At 57.9% G+C, this 15,233-nt stretch carries 8 protein-coding genes; 7 read left to right on the top strand and 1 reads right to left on the bottom strand.

From position 1 onward, the window contains the following. The first annotated feature begins 38 nt into the window (after positions 1 to 38). Together motA and motB are read left to right on the top strand one after the other, a co-directional pair. The gene (gene motA, locus KGB24_RS11885; protein WP_008027935.1) at positions 39 to 890 is read left to right on the top strand and encodes a flagellar motor stator protein MotA; all 852 of its coding nucleotides are present in this window, start codon (positions 39 to 41) and stop codon (positions 888 to 890) included. Between the two features lie 3 nt (positions 891 to 893). Then, positions 894 to 1,913 (top strand): flagellar motor protein MotB, encoded by a 1,020-nt coding sequence (gene motB, locus KGB24_RS11890; RefSeq protein ID WP_223414861.1) that lies wholly within the window; start codon positions 894 to 896, stop codon positions 1,911 to 1,913. A gap of 705 nt (positions 1,914 to 2,618) precedes the next feature. On the opposite strand, the gene rsgA is transcribed toward motB, so the two are convergent. Continuing rightward, a complete protein-coding gene (gene rsgA / locus KGB24_RS11895) occupies positions 2,619 to 3,650 on the bottom strand; it encodes a small ribosomal subunit biogenesis GTPase RsgA (RefSeq protein WP_008035286.1) in 1,032 nt (343 codons plus the stop codon). A gap of 107 nt (positions 3,651 to 3,757) precedes the next feature. On the opposite strand from rsgA, the gene orn reads away from it, so the two are divergent. The 5 genes from orn (at position 3,758) to KGB24_RS11920 (ending at position 15,219) form a co-directional block, all read left to right on the top strand. Further along, positions 3,758 to 4,300, top strand: a complete 543-nt coding sequence (orn, locus tag KGB24_RS11900; protein ID WP_008035288.1) for an oligoribonuclease — start codon at positions 3,758 to 3,760, stop codon at positions 4,298 to 4,300. Positions 4,301 to 4,513: 213 nt separating this feature from the next. Beyond that, positions 4,514 to 5,125, top strand: a complete 612-nt coding sequence (locus KGB24_RS11905; protein ID WP_008035291.1) for a trimeric intracellular cation channel family protein — start codon at positions 4,514 to 4,516, stop codon at positions 5,123 to 5,125. A gap of 125 nt (positions 5,126 to 5,250) precedes the next feature. Beyond that, positions 5,251 to 9,210 (top strand): dermonecrotic toxin domain-containing protein, encoded by a 3,960-nt coding sequence (locus KGB24_RS11910; protein WP_223414863.1) that lies wholly within the window; start codon positions 5,251 to 5,253, stop codon positions 9,208 to 9,210. 150 nt (positions 9,211 to 9,360) lie between these two features. Beyond that, positions 9,361 to 10,356 carry a hypothetical protein gene (locus KGB24_RS11915; RefSeq protein ID WP_008035299.1) on the top strand — a complete coding sequence of 332 codons (996 nt, stop codon included), beginning with the start codon at positions 9,361 to 9,363 and terminating at the stop codon, positions 10,354 to 10,356. Positions 10,357 to 10,449: 93 nt separating this feature from the next. After that, a complete protein-coding gene (locus KGB24_RS11920) occupies positions 10,450 to 15,219 on the top strand; it encodes an RHS repeat domain-containing protein (RefSeq protein WP_223414865.1) in 4,770 nt (1,589 codons plus the stop codon). Positions 15,220 to 15,233 lie beyond the last annotated feature (14 nt).

Here is a 15,233-nt window from a genome sequence, read left to right on the forward strand (position 1 = left end):
ATGACCTTGAACCCGACTCAGTAAGTGCTCTCCTACCTATGGCTAAAATAATCGGCATCATCGTCGTATTCGCGAGCGTGCTCGGCGGATACGTGCTTTCCCACGGCAAGATTGCCGCCCTGATTCAACCCTTCGAGGTGATGATCATCGGTGGCGCGGCCCTTGGTGCATTCCTCCAGGCCAACCCCGGTTACATGACCCTGCACGTGCTCAAGAAGTCCTTGAGCATGTTCGGATCGCGCTTCAACCACGGCTACTATCTTGAAGTGTTGGGGCTGATCTACGAGATCCTCAACAAGAGTCGCCGCGAAGGCATGATGGCCATCGAAGGCGACATCGAAGATGCCGCCGCGAGCCCGATCTTCGCCAAGTACCCGTCAGTGCTCAAAGACGAGCGCATGACCGCGTTCATCTGCGATTACCTGCGCATCATGTCCTCCGGCAACATGGCTCCCCATGAGCTGGAAGGCCTGTTCGACATGGAACTCTACAACCTCAAGGAAGACCTCGAGCACCCGTCCCACGCGGTGAACGGCATCGCCGACGCCATGCCAGGTTTCGGTATCGTCGCGGCGGTATTGGGTATCGTGGTGACCATGGCGTCTCTGGGCGAAGGCGACCAGAAATCCATCGGTCTGCACGTGGGTGCGGCACTGGTCGGTACCTTCTTCGGTATTCTCGCGGCGTACGGTTTCTTCGGTCCGCTGGCCCACTCCCTGGCCCACGATGCCAAGGAAGAACTGAACGTCTACGAAGCCATCAAGGCCTCGCTGGTGGCTTCGGCTTCCGGCATGCCGCCATCGCTGGCGGTAGAGTTCGGACGCAAGGTTCTGTACCCGGCGCACCGTCCTAGCTTCGCTGAGCTGGAACAAGCGGTTCGCGGTCGCTAAGTTATGGAAAATAATCAGCCGATTATTATCAAGCGCGTCAAGCGCATCGCCGGCGGGCATCACGGGGGCGCCTGGAAAATCGCCTTCGCCGACTTCGCGACGGCGATGATGGCGTTCTTCCTGGTGTTGTGGCTGCTGTCCACTGCGACACCGGAACAGAAGCTCGCCATCGCCGGTTACTTCAAGGACCCGGTCGGCTTTACCGAAAGTGGCACGCCTTACATCATCGATCTGGGCGGCACGCCGACCCTGGCGCCGGAAAACACCCTCAACCCCGAGGTGAAATCCCAGCCACAGCCGGACAAGGTGACCGTCGACGCCGAGCAGGTCGAAGGCATGGCCGAGATGGTGGAGAAGGAACGCCTCGAACTGTTGCTGCAAGAACTGCAGAACAAGGTCGAAGAGAATCCGCAACTGAAGAAATTCAAGGACCAGATTCTGTTCGAGATCACGCCGGACGGTTTGCGCATCCAGATCGTGGACGCCGAAAACCGCCCGATGTTCGACTCCGGCAGTGCGCGCCTGAAACCGTACTTCGAAGACATCCTGCTGGCCATGGCCGACACCATCAAAGCGGTGCCGAACAAGATCAGCATCAGCGGCCACACCGACGCCAAGCCTTACAGTGGCCAGGGTGATTTCGGCAACTGGGAGCTTTCAGCCAACCGTGCCAACGCTGCACGTCGTGCGCTGGTGGCGGGCAGTTATCCGGAGCAGCAGATCGCACGCGTGGTCGGTTATGCCTCTTCGGCATTGTTCGATCGCGAGAACCCGCTCAACCCGGTCAACCGCCGTATCGACATCATCGTGCTGACCAAAAAAGCCCAGCGTGCCATCGAAGGTTCGCAAGGCGCGGAGCCGACTCCGGAGCCGACGCAAGGGCAGGGCGGCCCGGGTGAAGTTCCGGCCGATCCGAACGCACTGCCGGCGGATAAAGAACCGTTGCCGGCGCATGAGCTTCGCGAGCGCTTGAATCTGTTCGATGACCCGGCACCGAAACCGGCCGAACCACCGAAGCAGTGACCCACAAAAAAGCCGACAGCGATGTCGGCTTTTTTTTGCTTTGGTTTGGAGGTCACTTCATTTTCAGTTTGAGCGCGGTCCCTTGTAGGAGCCGGCTTGCTGGCGATGGCGGCCTTATGGCTGGCGTGGGTTTTTTGGTGTGTACATATCCATTCCTGCGGTAACGGCCGCCTATGGTTTCGCTCTTACAGCGAGTCACTTTGGAAAAGCCCCAAAGTAACCAAAAGGCTCTTGCCCCTTTCGTTCGGTGGCTCGCTAATGCTCGCCATGCCCTCGCTCCGGTCCTGCTCCGTGGGCCCGCCGCCATCGGCCATCCATGGCCGGGGGCGGCTAACCCGGCATCCATGCCGGGTTGCCCACTGCGCAGAACCTGCGCTCGGCCTCTCGAGGGGGCGCTCAGATCAAAAGCGGAAGGCGAGCTAACGCTCGGCCTGATGAGTGGTGAGAAGCGAAAGCAAACGCGATTCCCTGTAGGAGCCGGCTTGCCGGCGATAGCGGTGGGTCAGGCAATAAGTACGTGACTGAACGGACGCAATCGCCGGCAAGCCAGCTCCTACAGGTATTGCGCTCGTCCCGGTGTCGCCAAACTACGTCGAATTTGCAGGCACCAGGACAGCCATGACACTTTGGATGTGCAGGGCTGTGCACCGAAAATGAGAAAGCCGCGAGATGATCGCGGCTTTTTTTGTTTCTGCGAGAAGCGGCCTAGTAGCTGCTCTCCGGCAAACTCGCAATAATCGAGCGATAGCTGTTCATCCGTTGCTGCTGCACGCGGCCTTCTTCCAGTGCCTTGAGCAAGGCGCAACCCGGTTCGCGGTCGTGCTTGCAGTCACGGAAGCGGCAGGTGCCGATCAGGTCGTTGAACTCGATGAAACCGGCTTCGACGTCGGAACGGCTGACGTGGCCCAGGCCGAATTCGCGGATGCCCGGGGAGTCGATCAACTCACCGCCACCGGGGAAGTGGAACAGCCGCGCGGTCGTGGTGGTGTGAGTGCCCTGGCCGGACAGCTCGGACAACGGGCCGACGCGGGTTTCGACTTCCGGTAGCAGGCTGTTGACCAGCGAGGACTTGCCGACGCCGGACTGGCCGACGAATACGCTGATGCGTCCGTCCAGTTGCTCCTGAAGTTGCTCCATGCCATTGCCGTGGTGCGCCGACACTTCCAGCACTGGATAACCCAGCGTGCGGTAAACCGCGAGCAAGGCATTCAGCGCCGGGGCGTTCTGCTCGTCGATCAGGTCGAATTTGTTCAGCAGCAGCAGCGGCCGAATGCCGGCGTGCTCCGCAGCGACCAGATAGCGGTCGATCAAATTGGCGTGAGGCTCGGGCAGCGGCGCGAAGACGATGACGATCATGTCGACGTTGGCCGCCACCGGCTTGAGCTGGCCACGACTGTCCGGGCGGCAGAGTTCGGTTTTGCGCGGCAGTTGCGCCACGATCACCCCGATGCCCTGGTTGCCGGCACGCCAGACTACCTGATCGCCAGTCACCAGCGCCGGCAGGTTGGCGCGCAAGTGGCAGCGGAACACCTGGCCGGCCAAATCGCCATCGAGGGCTTCGACTTCGACCTGCACACCGAAGTGTGCGATCACCAGGCCGGTCTGTTCCGGACCCAGGTCGCCACCCTCAAGTGCCTCGACAGCCGAGGACTCGCGTTTGGCGGCGCGGGCAGCGCGTTCGCCCTGAATCTTTTCGATGCGCCAGTTTTGACGACGATTGAGTTGGCGTTTGGCCATGGGTGTTCCGTATCAAGAATGCAGCGATTAGGTAAAACGGCCGCGAGTTTAGCACGCCCGGCCACCTCCCTAGGCTAAACTGCGCAGCATTGCCTAGGAGCCGACACATGCAAAACCCGCAGAATCTGATCTGGATCGACCTGGAAATGACCGGTCTGAACCCTGATACCGACGTCATCATCGAGATGGCCACCATCGTCACCGACAGTGATCTGAACACCCTGGCCGAAGGCCCGGTGATCGCGATTCACCACAGCGATGAGATCCTCGCCGGCATGGACGAGTGGAACACCCGTCAACACGGCGGCTCGGGTCTGACCCAGCGCGTGCGCGACAGCCGCATCAGCATGGCCGAAGCGGAAGCAGAGACCATCGCTTTCCTGGAGAAGTGGGTGCCGAAGGGCAAGTCGCCGATCTGTGGCAACAGCATTTGCCAGGATCGCCGCTTCCTTTATACGCACATGAAATCCCTGGAAAGCTTCTTCCACTACCGCAACCTCGACGTCTCGACTCTGAAAGAGTTGGCCGCACGCTGGGCGCCGGACGTGCGCGACAGCTTCAAAAAGGGTAGCACCCACCTGGCGCTGGACGACATCCGCGAATCCATCGCCGAGCTGCAGCACTACCGCAAGCATTTCATCAAATTCTAAATCTGGAATACGGACCTGTAGGAGCCAGCTTGCTGGCGATGGCGTCCTCAAGGGCCCCATCGCCAGCAAGCTGGCTCCTACAGGGGCTGCGTTGTACCTGCGGGAGCGGTGTTTGCCCGCGAAGAAGGTCGCGCGGTTTATCCATGTTAACGCCCCCTTTTGGTGCTGCACCTAAATGGCTAGACTGCGCGCCTTCCTGCAAGGACCGCCACCATGTTGCTGATGCTTTACCTGATCGCCATCACCGCCGAAGCCATGACCGGCGCACTGTCTGCCGGCCGTCGCGGCATGGACTGGTTTGGCGTGGTGCTGATCGCCTGCATCACGGCGTTGGGCGGCGGTTCGGTGCGCGACGTGCTGCTCGGTCACTACCCGCTGACCTGGGTCAAACACCCGGAATACCTGGTGCTGACCTCGGTTGCGGCCATGGTCACTGTTTTCACGGCTCGCTGGATGCGCCACCTGCGCTCACTGTTTCTGGTGCTCGACGCCGTGGGTCTGGTGGCGTTCACCCTGATCGGCTGCATGACCGCGCTGGAAATGGGCCACGGCATGCTGGTGGCCTCGGTCAGCGGCGTGATCACCGGGGTGTTCGGCGGCATCCTGCGCGACATCTTCTGCAACGACATCCCGCTGATCTTCCGCCGCGAGCTCTACGCCAGCGTCTCCTTCGCGGCGGCGTGGTGCTACATGCTGTGCATCTATCTGCAACTGCCCGGTGAACAGGCCATTCTCATCACGCTGTTTGGTGGCTTCTTGCTGCGGTTGTTGGCGATTCGTTTTCACTGGGAAATGCCGAAGTTCGTTTATAACGACGAGCAATGAGCGGCAATGCTTACATTCGTCAAGAACGGCACGAATAACCTATAAAGTTGCGGTATATATGTAGCGTTTGTCAGGCGAGTAATTAAATAAGCTGTGGTTTTCCACTGTTTAAAAAGGTTACTTGCATGTCTGATTCAGACTCGACAAACGCGCCGCCCGACGCGCATCAAACGTTGATAATAAAGTCGATTCCCGACTGGTTGATTCGTGCGCCTGCCGAAAGACGCCTGGCATTGAAAAACGCCGGGGTTGTTTTTCCTGACTGGTACCGCTCGGCATCCGCCGCCAGTCATGAGGCCTTGAAGCAGGCGACTCAACGTAGTTGGGTTTCGCAAACCCGGGTGGACCGCCTGTTTGAAGGCCTTGCCGACGTTCGCGCATTTGCCGAGCCGTTGCTGACTCAGGCCCTGAAAAGTCAGTTCGAGATAGAACTGGATGTCAGGAAAACGTACCTGCGACTCTATGTCCCCAAAGATTTACCGGTCCGCTATGAAGTGACGACGATTTCACTTCTGGATGCTGCCTTGCATAACTTCGAAATGAAGGAGACGGCAGCGCGTTACTTTGACAGCGCTTCATGTTTTATCACTGAGCCCGATACGGCCGGGCAGTTCGATATTCTTCAAATTAATAGTCGCTTGTCTGTCGCGGCATTTGCCTCGCTGTGCCGACAACTTGATATCGGAGGGCGCTATAACCAGCAACTTGAGGCGCTGTTATTACCTGCGGATGCTGCGGCCAGAGCGATGCTGGCACACAAAGTCATAACCAGTCAGCAGGATCGATTCAGGGTGGCGACACTCCTGGCGCGAATGAAAGGGGACATTGGGCACGCTGAACAGATGCTGTTGCCGGGCCTGCTCACAGAGCAAAAAATACCGATGCCTGGCGCAAAAGCGCTGCGTTTGTATCAACTGAGCCTCTTGGGAACGGTGCTGACCGGCATCGTGCTGTTCTCGGCGGATCCAGAACATTCTCGCGAAGTTGAACCGGTGATTGCCTACATCCCCGATGACCCAGAGCACCCGCTGAAAACCTATGCCTCCGCCCGCGAATTCGTGGACGAACTGACCCGGCAATTGCGCTCTACCGATTACCAGCGTTTTTTTGCCCGATTTGTCGCTCACGACCAACGAGGCACCTTTTTCGCCACCTTGCTTAGTTTGCTCAACGCCGCAGCCCCCGATGCGCGGCCCAACCTCAGGATGCAAACACAGCGCGTGGGGCCGCAATTGTGGACCTGGCTGTATCAATCCAGACTGAACCAGATCCTCAATGACGCGCGCGTCATGGCCGTGTCTACCGCAGACGAAGACCGCAAGTCGCGTTGGGAACAATGGGACAGCCTGGAAAAAGTCGCCACCGTTGTGCTGGAAGTCGCGGCGCTGGCGGCGATTCCGTTCGTGCCGTTTCTGGGCGAGTTGATGTTGGCCTATACCCTGTACCAACTGCTGGACGACACGTTTACCGGCATCCTTGATTGGGCCGAAGGGCAGTTGATCGAAGCGTCGGCGCATTTGCTGTCCATTGCTGAAACGGTCGCCCAGTTAGGCGCGTTTGCCTTGGGCGGCCTGGCCGTCGGCAAACTGCTGTCCGTTGCCCCCGGCGCTTTCGTCAACCGCTTGAAAGTCGTTGATTTGGGGGCGGGCCAGCAACGATTGTGGAATCCCGATCTGAGTGCGTATGAGCGTGCGGTGCGCTTGCCAGCCGACTCCCGGGCCGATGCGCTCGGTTTGCATCGGCATCAGGGCGCGAGCGTGCTGCTTCTGGATGGCAAAGCCTATGAAGTGGTGCCCGAGACTGACGGGGATGTCTATCGCATTCGCCATCCGGACAGGCCGTATGCCTACAAACCACAACTTGCTCACAACGGCGCGGGAGCGTGGGCGCATGAGGTTGAGCGCCCCATGGAGTGGCGGCGCGCGCAACTGTTTCGTCGCCTGGGGCATTCGGTGGCCGAGTTTTCGGATGTCACGGCTGGACGCATTCTGGCGGTAAGCGGCATCGACGAGGCAGTGCTGCGCGACATGCACGTTCATACCCGGCGTCCCCCGGCCTTGCTCGAAGACACCATCCGGCGTTTCAAACTCGATCAGCAGATTCAGGCGTTCATCGCGCAGATGCAAAGCACCGATTCGCGGGTGTATTTGAAAGCCGATCCGCAGATGCAGGTGAAACTGCTGCAAGCTCAGGGCGTGAGCCTGCAGGACAGCCAGCTGCGAAGCGGCGATGTGGTTCGAAGCGTGGTTGAAACGCTTGAGGATGCACAGCTGAAAAAACTGCTGGGTGAAAGCCCTGCGTTTGGCGATTCATTGCCAGGAATCGATGTGCGGGCCGCCCGGCTGCGACTCAGAATCGCGGGTTGGGCACAGGAAAGTCGCGCCAGTTTGTTCGAGGCAAGTGAACGCCACTTTGAGCTGAGCAGTGATGAAAACACCCGGCAGATACGCCGGATTTTTCCTGAACTGCCCAAAACCATCGCTGAAGAATTATGGCGCCATGCAGCGGCTGCCGATCGTCTGCACATGCAGCACAACCTCGGAATCACCCGGCGAATGGCGCATGAAGCGCTGTTCTATCTGCGGGAAGTGCGCCTCAGCAGGGCGTACGAAGGGCTTTATCTGGAGACAAGTGCGAATCCGGATTCCGACAGGTTGGCGCTGCATAGGCTCGAAAGCCTGAACGGCTGGTCGCCAGAGGTGCGCATCGAAGTGCGTGACGGCACCGTTGACGGTGCGTTGGTGGACAGTATCGGTGGTCCCGAGGCCCCGATCCGCAAAGTCCTGGTCAAACAGAATGGCCAGTACCAGGCCTACGATGGCTTCGGCAAGGAGCTGCACGCATTCGACGATCTCTACGGCGCCGTCCAGCATGCCCTTCCCGATGCTCAGCGCCGGGCGTTGGGTTTGCCTCATGTCGGGCAGGGCGCGGGGCTCCGGCAGGCGGTCAGGCAACAATCACTGATGCCTCGCTCGCAAGCCCGGGCCTTGCTGGGACAGCCGCCATTGGAGGCGGGTGCTCGCTCACCCATGGGGCTGGCTGTGGGGCGTTCTGGCTATCTGTTGGGCGGTGGCGATTTTGTGCCGGAGCCGGCGCGTTCCGTAGGGCAGCGGCTTCAAGCGCTTTACCCGACGCTCTCCGAGGAAGAAATGACGACGTTGCGCAGCGAGCGATTGATCGGGGAGCCGGTGTTGGCCGTTGCGCGCCTGGAGAACGAGTACGTGACGTTGGTCAATGAGTTGGAGATGTGGAGCAATGACGTGCCGTCCCATCATCCGACCACGGGATCGATGCTTGCAGACAATGAACTCTCTATTCAGCGCCAGGGCAGAAAACTGTTCGCGCAAGAGTTGCAGGCGAATTGGAGTCGCAGGCTAACGACGGCCAACCGCTACACACCGACCACGCTTGATTACGATCTGGAGATACTCGGTGAGTTACCGGTGTTGTCGGCAGACTTCAGCCATGTTCGTGAGTTGTCTTTGAGCAGCAGCGCCGGGTTGGGCGGGCATTCCTTTCTCGCCAGCTTCCCGGGTGTGCGGTACCTGACATTGTCAGGCTTCGCGCTGGATACTTTGCCCTTGGAAATCTATCAGATGAGGGCACTGGAGACGCTGACCCTTGATGACTGTGCTATCGAACTGAATGAGGCTGCGGTCGAAGGCCTCGCGCATATGGAGGGTTTGACGCTTTTACACCTGGACCACAACCCGCTTGGGTTGACTCCCGATGTTCGTTACATGAGCAGGCTGGACAGTCTCTACTTGAAGAACACAGGTTTGATGGATGTGCCTGTCGGATTGTTCGATCTTGAACAGTTGGCGTTTGCCGATCTGAGGTTCAATCAGATCACCACATTGCCGGATGAGCTGTTTGAAGTTTCTGATGCGCGAGATGTCAATTACAACTTGTTGGGTAATCCGTTGAGTGAAGCCTGCAGGTCGCGTATTGAAATTTATATTGAGGGCTCCGGTTTTGATAAAAAGATAATGATTCAATTTGATGGTGTGCTGGATGAAGAAATCGATTGGCAGGAAGCGCCTGATTCGGACGACAGCGGAGTTGATGAGGGGGATTCGGACTGAGTCGGTTGTAATGCTTTGTAAGTGATTGCTTGGGTGGAAAGTTGCATGTTTAAGTTTGTGGTAATTACTGCATTGAGGTGTTGATTCTTTCTTGTTATTAGTCGGTGATGCGACCCGTTGAGTCGATTAATAACCAGCAAGGAATGCGTCATGAGTAATATTCAAGGCTTGACTGCCACTGTAGAAAGTAACAAACCTTCCATATCAGGATTGTCAAAACTGGAAGTCCGCTTCGAAGCCCCCGGTGTCGAATCAAAAAAAGTGTATGCCAATGGGCGGATGCAAGTTCGCGTCTGGGTGTTCGTCGAAGCGGTAGATGAAAATGGTGATGCAGTTGAAATCGACCTTTCCCCGCTTCAATTCTCCGCAAAGCTGATTCATTTCCACAATGGCCAGCCATTGGAAGGGGAGTCGTATCAAAATCTGCCACTGGCTGGTTGGAATGCCAGTCGTTACGAAAACGGGTACACCCATGACATGCCCGGAGGCGTTCAGTCCGGCAGCGCAGGGAGCAGCAGCGGAACGCCCGTAGAGTTCTGGGTTTCATCGGCAATCGACGGGCAAGCTCAAATCGCTGCTGAAGTGACGGTGCAGGGCAAGGTTTACCGAAGTAATAACACCCTGAATCCGGATGGCCGGAAGATTTCCAGAAGTGTTGTGATTCATGCGGAAAAAAGCCCTGATTATGGCGTGGAGCAATTTACATGGCAGTCGCATGAACTTCGCGGATCGTTTGAGGGCGATCTATTGTTTCGATACAACTTGGGGCTGTATCCAGGCGGCAAGCAAGTAAAACTGCTGCGTTGGGAAAGTCGTCAGTACGAAGTCGGTGGTACCTACCCTGTTTTATTCTGTGATACAGGCTTGATTCTGGGGCGGGATGCGCCGAGGTCCTTCGTGGGTGTCATTGCTCCTTCTCGGGCAACAGAGTTGGATGTCTACGTTTCTGAGTGGCGCAAGGTTGAAGTAAACCAGCGTTCGGGGGAGTTGACAGTTATAAAGGGTGTGCCTCCGCAGTATGTTTACACTAATCAAGTAAGAGTTGAATCTTTTCACTTTGTCGCTTTCGATGAGTTCGGTAATACGCACAATTTATCGATTGAAATCGATATTCCTAATGATGAGTTTGTATTGAGAAGAGGCTGAGAGTCAATTGAGTCAAGGCTTTGATCAAGACATGTGCGCAGCTGATGTGCTGCGTGATGATTCAATATTCATGAGTTCTAGGGGTATCTGATAATGACAGTCACTGAAGTGGCGAGCGTCTATTCCAATGCGTTTAATTTTGATGAGTTTCTTGCCGGCGGAGTCGATCCCCGTACCGGTATTTACACCTGTTCGTTGATGCTGAGTGACATAAAGTCCGCGGAGTTGAACGGTCCTTCTTTACCAATCAACTTGTCCTACAGCCCACTCAACAGTATCGACAGCGGTTTCGGCATCGGTTGGTCGATGGCAATGACCCGTTACGACGCGGGCAATGAAATACTCGGTTTGTCCGGTGGCGGAAGTTTCAAGACGAAGCAGACAGCCACCCACCTGATCTTCGATGAGTTGAAACTTGAAACGCTCAAGGTCGAACGGTCTGGGCCAGGGCGTTTTGACGTCATCCATAAAAATGGCATGCGTGAAGAGCTGAAGATCTTTGAGGGCAGCGATGTAGCGGTACCGATGAGGATCGTTGGCGCCAATGGTGCTGCCATCACGCTCGACTACACCGCCATCAACGGGCAACCGGCGCTGGTCGCTGTGAAGGACACACAGCGTACGTTGCTGAGCATTTCCCGTACCAGGGGCAAGGTTACGCTGACGCAATACCCCGGCACCGAATGTGAAGCCGGCTTTGTGTTGTCGCTCGCTAACAACGCGGTGACCTCCATTGATTTGCCCGTAGGCGGGTCCTGGTTTCTGACCTATGAGCCTTTCGGCAATCTCCAGTGCCTGACCCAGGTCGATTCGCCGCTAGGAGCGCGAGAGATCATCGGGTATCAGGAAGCGGGGCATCAATTCCCGCCCGGTTCGCCGATTCGCTCCATGCCTTATGTGATCTCCCACACCGTGTACCCACGGCAGAATCAGCCCGCGATCACAAAAAATTATGAGTTCTCGCAGAAGAATTTCCAGGGCTTCGATGACGACGGCAGGCGATGGTCCCCGGACGGTGACACGCTCTACAAGAGCTCGTCGGGCTATGAGTATTCTTCGACCGAAAAACTGATGGCGGGCACAAAGGTCCACAGCTCCACGGTGCGCACCTACAACAAATATCATCTGCTGGTTTCGCAGGTGACGACTTGTCAGCAGATGATCACCACCCGGTCCACGGTGTACCACATCGATTCGGGCAAGAGCTTTCTTGAGCAGCCTGCGCAGTTTCGATTGCCCAAAGTCCAGACGTTACGCTACGAAAACCGCAGCGCCGGGACATCGCGCGAAGAGCTTACCCACACCGAATTCGATGGGGCAGGCAACCTGCTCAAACAGGTCGGGCCGGATGGGGTAACGACCCTGTCTGAATTTTATCCCGCTGCCGGAGCGGAGGGGTGCCCTGCCGACCCATTGGGATTTGTCCGGTTCGAGAAGCAGAGAACCATCATCCCTGCGTCGCAAGCATCGGATAAACCAAACGCCGCCTCGACGGTGATGCGTTATCGCTATGCCTTGCACGCCTCGTTGCAAGGTTCGCCGGTGACCGCCGTGCTGCCTGTCGAGGAGAGCTTTTATGAGCTGAACGCAGACGTTGAAATTCTGCGTTCGAAAACACAACGGGTTTACGTCAATCAGCCTGATGACCCGCTGCGCCATGGCTTGCTGCAAAAACAAACCGTCACGCAAAACGCCTTGGCGACGGTTACCGAGTTTTCCTATGTGCTCGACAACAACCGGCTTGAAATTCAGAGCACCCTCAAGGGTTTCGATGGCACCGTCAAAACCGCGGCTCAGACACTCTCATCGCTCAACGGCATGAAGCTGGGCGAACGCGGCGAAGACCAGGGAGCGGTTGCCTACACGTTCGATGCCATTGGCCGGCCCCTGAGCGAAACGTTTTCGCCGGGCACGGCAAACGCCGCGACCCGCCGCATGGTTTATCAGGCGGCCAGCAATAAAGCACCGGCGACGATGCTCACGACAGATCTGCTCGGCGTTCAGCAAAAAGTTGTGTACGACGGCCTCGGGCGCGTCGTCGCAGTCGAAGAGCAGGATTGCGATAACCCGGACGAAGTGGCCAGGACCCAGTTGTTCGTGATCTATGCCGCGCGCCACGATGCGCTGGGCCAGTTAGTGGAGCAAACGCATTCTGACTGGTGGGACGGGGTTGCCCGGCCGGTCAAGACCGGGTTTGTCTACGATGGCTGGGGACAGGTCAAGACCACGCTTCACGCTGACGGGCGCAAGGAGCATTGCACAATCGACCCTGTGGCCCGCTCTGAAACCCGCTGGCTTGAGGGCATGGGCAAGTCTGTCACCAGCCTCAATGTTTTCGGCAAGCCTGATCGTATCGAGTCGTTCAATATTGCGGGTGAAACCCAAGGCGCAATCGTTCATGGCTATGACGGCATCGGCCGAGCCATCAGCCAGACCGATCCTGTCGGCAACACCACCACCTATGAGTACGACGTGTTCAATCGGTTGCGGCGCAGCGTCTTGCCCGACGGGAACACCGTGCAGACCGACTACGCGCTGCACAGCCAGGCGTCGCTTGCCACTGAAGTGAAAGTGGCGGACCAAAGTCTTGGTCGGCAGACATTCGATGGCTTGGGCCGCTTGAGCGAAAGCACCGTGGGTGGACGCACGGTCACTGCGGGCTACGCGGCAGGATTCACGCAACCGATCTGGCAGAAAAGCGCCAGCGGTGAAAAAGTCGAGTTTGTTTATGCGCGTGATTTCGGCGGGCGCGTGATGCAACGCAAGGCGACCGGACTGGACGCCGGATTCACTTACGACCCACTGCACGGGCAATTAGCCAGTTGTGTCGAGCAGGGGGGGGAAACGCGTTTCGAATATCACCCTTCCGGACGCCTGAAAAGTGAAACCACCGCGCACGCGGGCGTGGACCGGACGGCGTCGTACACGTACACGTTCAATGGCCGGCCTCTGACCTGCGTCGATGTGCTCGGTCAGGCACACAAGACGGAGTACGACGAGTGGGGGCGGGCAAAGTCGTTTGAGGAGAGTTCGCTCAAGGCCGATTTCATCTACAACGCCGTGGGCCTGCTGGAGCGGGTCGACTCGCAGGATACGCAGGCCAAGCGTTCCATGACGACTCGCTTGGTCTACGACGATCAGGGGCGAGAAATTTCGCGCAGCTTTGAGGTCAAGGGCGCTGCTACTCAGACCCTGAAATCGAGTTACGACCTCGCTGGCAAGCTGACGCAGAAGGTACTGGGCATCGGTGAAGACGTACTGCGCGACGAACGCTTCGACTACGACGCCCGAGGTCGACTGGGCCACTACACCTGCAGCGGAACGCTGCGGCCACGCGATCCCTTTGGCAAAGACATTATCAAGCAGACCTACGTTTACGATGCGCTGGATAACATCGTCAGCCTGCAAAACGATTTTCCCGGTGGCAGCAACACCACGACTTTTACCTACAGCTCTGTTGATCCCACGCAACTGATCGAGGTTCAGCACTCTCACGCGGATTATCCGGCGCCGGTTACGCTGCAATATGACGCCAACGGCCAGATGATCCAGGACGATCAGGCTCGTGCGCTGAGCTACGACGCACTGGGGCGATTGACGCAAATCGCTGCGGGATCCGGGGCGGTGATGCGCGGCTATCACTACGATGCGCGCGATCGTCTGGTGGAGCTGTCACAACCCGGCGCGCCGGGTGCCCAGCGCTTCTACCATGACGGGCGGGTGATCAACGAGATCAGCGGTGCTGACCGTCGTACCTGTGGGCGCCAGTCCGGTTTATTGCTGGGGGAGCAGCAACAGGGCGCGGGCGATGGATTGACGCTGTTTGGCACAGACCTGCAGCAAAGCGTTTTGATCGCCGAGTCCGGCACTCAACGCGACGAAATTGCCTACAACCCCTACGGATATCGTCCTGCCGAAGGCGGGATATTCAGTCAGGCAGGATTCAGCGGTGAGCCGCTTGATCCGTTGACCGGGCTCTATTTGCCGGGCAATGGTTACCGGGCCTACAGCCCGACGTTGATGCGTTTCCTCAGTCCGGACAGCTTGAGCCCGTTTGGCGCGGGTGGATTGAACCCATACGCTTACTGCCTCGGCGACCCGATCAATCGGGTTGATCCGACCGGGCATGTTTCCTGGCAATCTGCCTTGGGCGTTGGCCTTTCGCTGTTCAGCATTGCGACCAGCATCCTGACCTTTGGCACAACCACGCCGCTGGCGGTCGCTAGCCTGACGTTGGCGCTGGCGTCCGGGATCGCCGGCATTGCGAGTGAGATTGCTCACGAAGTGATGCCGCAATCGGAGCTGGGTGACGTCCTCGGCTACGTCAGTCTGGGGTTGGGGCTGGCGTCTTTTGCGGCTGGCGCCGGGGCGGCCGCTCAGGGCGCCGGCAAGGTCGCGGGAGCGTTCCGGTCAGGCTTGAACGGCGATGCACGAGGAGCGGCGAAAGCGATGGCCGGCGGGATGAGCGGAAGAAGCGCAAGGGCTGGATCATCTACTCAGTCCGCAGAGGCATCCTCCGCAAAGTGGGTTTACAAGACTTACAACGCGCAGCGCAACATTCCGGGTTTTGAGTCACTGGATGATGCGAGCAGGGCAAAGTTTTTCCGGTTCAAGGACGCGATCAAGGATGAGGGGATGACACCGGGCCAGGCAGCCGAACTGCTAGGTGGAAAAACCTACTACAACGAAATGGTGCCGTTCAAATCACCCAACCCCAAGCAGCTCCTTGAGCCCGGATACTTCAATGAAACCGGCTACACCGAGATCAGGCTCAACCAGGGAATGCGTCTGTTTTTCTATGTGAACAAAGACACTCGGACAGCGACCATGTTCAAGTTTGGTCATACGCAAAAAGGAGGTTGACGCCGGGTGGGGGC

The organism is Pseudomonas sp. BF-RE-25 (assembly GCF_019956105.1).
GTDB lineage: Bacteria > Pseudomonadota > Gammaproteobacteria > Pseudomonadales > Pseudomonadaceae > Aquipseudomonas > Aquipseudomonas migulae.

Bases quoted from the DNA above. Each gene is read 5' to 3' on its own strand.
- KGB24_RS11920 (WP_223414865.1), top strand. From the start codon at position 10,450: ATGACAGTCACTGAAGTGGCGAGCGTCTATTCCAATGCGTTTAATTTT.
- motA (WP_008027935.1), top strand. From the start codon at position 39: ATGGCTAAAATAATCGGCATCATCGTCGTATTCGCGAGCGTGCTCGGC.
- rsgA (WP_008035286.1), bottom strand. From the start codon at position 3,650: ATGGCCAAACGCCAACTCAATCGTCGTCAAAACTGGCGCATCGAAAAG.
- KGB24_RS11910 (WP_223414863.1), top strand. From the start codon at position 5,251: ATGTCTGATTCAGACTCGACAAACGCGCCGCCCGACGCGCATCAAACG.
- orn (WP_008035288.1), top strand. From the start codon at position 3,758: ATGCAAAACCCGCAGAATCTGATCTGGATCGACCTGGAAATGACCGGT.
- KGB24_RS11915 (WP_008035299.1), top strand. From the start codon at position 9,361: ATGAGTAATATTCAAGGCTTGACTGCCACTGTAGAAAGTAACAAACCT.
- motB (WP_223414861.1), top strand. From the start codon at position 894: ATGGAAAATAATCAGCCGATTATTATCAAGCGCGTCAAGCGCATCGCC.
- KGB24_RS11905 (WP_008035291.1), top strand. From the start codon at position 4,514: ATGTTGCTGATGCTTTACCTGATCGCCATCACCGCCGAAGCCATGACC.